Source organism: Intestinibacter sp. (assembly GCF_022780145.1).
GTDB lineage: Bacteria > Bacillota > Clostridia > Peptostreptococcales > Peptostreptococcaceae > Intestinibacter.
In genome coordinates this window covers 1-3,031 of sequence record NZ_JALEXO010000224.1, presented here as the reverse complement: position 1 = coordinate 3,031, position 3,031 = coordinate 1, and the positions used below count along the sequence as shown (strand labels likewise).

Sequence of the window (3,031 nt, the reverse complement as noted above, 5' to 3'; positions counted from 1 at the left end):
ATCTAATTTTCCATATATTTTTTCATTATTATATGAACCTCCTAAGCTACAGTCTTGTAATATATCTTCATCACAATATTTTATTATCCAATTTTTAAACTCTTTTATCAATATACCTTGTGATTCATTTAAATTTTTATCTAAATTAACAATTGTATTTTCTCCATCATAATATTTTATCAACTCTTCAAATATACTATTTATAATTAATTCTGAATATCCTTTGTAATAATCTAATTTCTTACTATTATAGATTTTATCATAATTAAATTTCTTTATTTCATTAATGAAATTTAACTTATCATCTGAAAAACAAATTCCTTTATCAATTGAACTATTTTTCACAAGATCATTCATTAATTCATGTATTATTACAGATGTATTTACTGTTTCTTGTCCATAAATTTTTCCCAATGCATATAACTCTTTTAAATCTTTTTGTTTTATTATATTTAATAATAAAGCATCTTCTATATCTCTACCTAAATACGCAATTTTATCAGATATTTTTACTATGCATCCTTCCCAAGTAAATGGTTGAACCTCTCCTGGATTTTCTATTTGATTTAGATCAATTGCTTCATTTCTAGGTATTATACCATTTTCATCTACTTCTCCACAGTGACATACAATACCATCTCTAACTGCATATGTAAGATTTAAATTTGCGAAATTTCCTTTATTATCTTGTAACAAATCTAATTTATCAACAACTCTCAACCCGTTTTTTTCATGCCAAAACGAATCATTTAAATATTCTTTAGTTAAATTTTTTATTATTTGTTCTACTTTATGTCCAAATGGTGCATGTCCTAAATCATGACCTATCGCTATTGCTTTAGTTAGTTCAGAATTCAAACCTAATGCTTTTGATATTGTATAGCTTATGGATTCTACATGTGCTACATGCTCCATTCTTGTACATATATGATCATTATGCGTATTAAAAAATACTTGTGTTTTATGTTTTAATCTTCGATAAGCTAAACTATGTAAAATTCTAGTGTAATCTCTTCCAAAATCGCTTCTTAAATCGTTTTCTCTACTGTATAATTCTTTTTCCCTATGAATAGCTTTTTTCCATTTACTATCATCAACCATTGCAACATCTGAAAATTTTTTATTCATACATATCCCTCCATATCTAATATTCCGATTGATGCAAATATTCAAATTATTTTAAAAACTATTTTACAACTAGCTCTTTTATGATAATAATTCAAAACTTTTCCTCTACTTATATTTTAAAATAGTTTTTTAATAAACTCAATTTTATTCAAAAAATCCCAGCAAAAAAACTCTGCCAGGATTTTAATTTCAACTTATATCTCCAAATTATTCACACGCTCAATAGCATCATCAATAAAATCTTTAACCTCAGTCTTAGTATACATCAATTTCATACCTTTTTTCTTAGCATAAGCAAAATACTCATCAGTAAGCCAATAAAGAGATTTATCAGTTTGCACCCACGCAAATAGAGAATCATCTAAATAAATTATCGCCTCTTCATCGCTTCCGTGAGAATACATATTAGGTACTGGCAAATCAAACATCTTCATACCTAATAAATATTCTGGTACATATTTATTAGCTTTAAAAGCTTTTTTCAAAAATGATTTTGCGTTAAATTCATTTTTATTTTTATAATTGTACAAAGCTTGGTCATACAGCATAAATGCCGATTCGTCCATATCATATGTTTCTAATAAATCCTCAATCATTTCTTTTTTATCGAGCAAAATTAATATTGGAAATATCTTATGTCTTATGCCTTGATTATCTGATACATTTAATTTTAAAATTTCGCTGTATATATCCATCGCAGCTTGATAATCCTCTTTTACAACATATAAATATGCCAATTGTGCTTTCATTGAAAGATATGGTCTAGCATCAAAATCAAGCCACAGCTCTCCATCTAGCTCTTTAAATACTCGTTTTGGCACTTTCTTTTTAGCATATTTAACCGCTAATTTCATGTTTTCTATAGATTCGTCTATATCGTCTGTATCTTGAGCTTTATTAAAGTATATCTCGTATTTTTCTAGCTCTTCCTCTTCTTCATCTTCAAACCTTTGATTTGCAAGACCTCTTATAGCATCTAGTATTCTTCCAAGATCTTCTTTAGCTGTACCACTTTTGCTTAAAATATCTTTTATTTTATCTAAATTATGAATATCCTCATTGTAAATTTCATCTTCATAGATGTCATCATCGTAAATTTCATCATAATAATAATTTCCAAAAACATCATCTCTATAACTAATATCAGCTACAAATCTAGCATTTTCAGGTAAAGCCGCTCTTATATCAGCTGCTCTATTTCTCATAGTAGTTGCACTTACCCCTGCAAATTCAGCCACATTTTATCTGTTGCCATTTTAATTCTTCCTTTTTAATTGTAATTTTTCTAAAACAGGCTAATCTGATCAATTTCTTCCTTCTTTATCTCAAATCTAGAAGAAACAATCTCCTTGACCATCTCTTCTCCCTTATAATGATTGCCCTTTAGCAAGCTTACGTTGTTTTTAAGTCTTGAATTCACAAGATCTAGCACATAAATATTGTCGAATCTGTTGTAGATAGATTCCCCCTTCAAGCCTGAAAGACATATAAGCTGTGTATTGCTCTTTTTGGCGATTTCCATAAGAGGCTTTAGCAGATGCTCTGCACTCGTCTGTGCAAACGGGTTGTCCATTATAAGCACCTTGCTGTCTTGTGAGAATTTGTAGACTTCATCGTTTCTCATATATGTCAATAAACTACTCAAAACTACAAATGCTGATAAAAATCCTTCTCCACCTGAGTTTGTGCAGACTTGCTCCCAGCTTATGATTCGTTGTCTATTTTCTTCTATTTTGTAAAGCTTGACGTCCACGCTTCCTATTGATACTACTTCGTTGTATAGATTTTTAGTAGTTATGCTGCTTGAGATAGTTTCTTCTATGTTTTCGTTTTTGTCTAGCTTATTTAGGCAGCTTTCTGTCAAGGCTTCTAGTAGATTTTTTGTTTTTAGTCTGTACATTTC

3 protein-coding genes are annotated in these 3,031 nt (G+C 29.1%); all 3 read right to left on the bottom strand.

Features of this window, described 5'->3' with window-relative positions; translation table 11 throughout:
- A partial coding sequence (locus MR593_RS08565; RefSeq protein ID WP_290691894.1) for a deoxyguanosinetriphosphate triphosphohydrolase family protein occupies positions 1-1,128 on the bottom strand: 1,128 nt, incomplete at its 3' end.
- Between the two features lie 194 nt (positions 1,129-1,322).
- On the bottom strand, positions 1,323-2,366 hold the full coding sequence (locus MR593_RS08560; protein WP_290691892.1) for a hypothetical protein: 1,044 nt from the start codon (positions 2,364-2,366) through the stop codon (positions 1,323-1,325).
- 47 nt (positions 2,367-2,413) lie between these two features.
- A partial coding sequence (locus tag MR593_RS08555; RefSeq protein WP_331474770.1) for a hypothetical protein occupies positions 2,414-3,031 on the bottom strand: 618 nt, incomplete at its 5' end.